Source organism: uncultured Candidatus Kuenenia sp., from assembly GCF_900696675.1.
GTDB lineage: Bacteria > Planctomycetota > Brocadiia > Brocadiales > Brocadiaceae > Kuenenia > Kuenenia stuttgartiensis_A.
The window spans coordinates 1-1,094 of record NZ_CAADGZ010000301.1 but is presented as its reverse complement, the minus strand read 5'-3'; the positions used below and the strand labels follow the sequence as shown (position 1 = coordinate 1,094).

Below are 1,094 nucleotides of genomic sequence, written 5' to 3'. Positions count from 1 at the left end.
GTCCTTGGGCAGGTTGCGCATATCCTTCCAGTTAGTGGAGAGGTAGGCGTGGATCTGTTCCGGTACAGTGCCTTTGCCGTCATAGCAAATGAAGTTCTGACTTAAAAGTTCGCGCAGGTCGAGCTGTGCCTCGTTCTTACTCCAACCGCCCAGTTGCTGCATGAACTGCGGGTTGATGTCGGAAAATGTCTGCGGCTTCACCTTGATGAGCTGGCGGAGCCATTGGATGGCGGAGGCCTCGTCGGCGACAAACAGCGAAAGCTGCTGTGGGGTGCCGGAGGTCATTTTCTTGCGGTCATATTCTGCCGACTGCTCTGGCAGAAAATACATACCGTCCCGTTCCATGAAACGCTGGGAAAGCCCGACATGAAACTCTTGACTAGAGATCGGTACCGGGTAGCCCTTGCGGACGTAGAAAGCCACCATCTGGTCAAACAGAATGCGCGGATCGCGTTCAGGAACGAAAACGAGTTTAAAGTTGGAATGCTCATGGTTCAAGGTTGGATCGCCTGTCTTTGAACTTTGAAGCTTTGAGACTTGAACTGTCTTCGTAACCGGCAGATACTTCAAGTGCGTGCGAACAAAATCCCATACGCCTTCTTCGGTTTGCGCTTCCTTCAGGAATCGCTCTTCAAAGCCGCCGTTGGGCTTGTAGGCGGATATAACGAGATCTTGTTTAACAGCGGTAGGTGTGGTGACGGCCTTGAAACTTCCCTGTTTTTTGTCTAATGCCGAGACGTTAGCCACAATGAAACCAGTTTCTGTAAGCGCGACTTGAATACTATTCCACACAGATGCCTTGGTATTGGAAAATTCTACTGTCATCCACCGACCAGGCTTGAGGACTCTATACGTTTCCTGAAAACAGGCTATCATGAGTTGGCGATATTCGTTAAGTCCCTTACCTTGTGCACTATTTTCAATCACCTCCTCGTTGTTGTTAGTTATTACTTTGAGCCACGATTCCCCTAGCGCGGCCTTTGGCCGCAACCAAAAAGGTGATTTTTAGTTTATTATAAAGTATAGTAGTATCCTCGTAAATAGTAATCAGACAATTTGGAGGACACTACTTATGAATAAGTTGATGGAATTAT

General features: G+C 48.1%; 1 pseudogene. It reads right to left on the bottom strand.

The annotated features are described in order from the left end of the window. Positions 1–825 (bottom strand): annotated as a pseudogene (locus QZT26_RS17795) (DNA methylase); the annotation flags it as partial. Positions 826–1,094 lie beyond the last annotated feature (269 nt).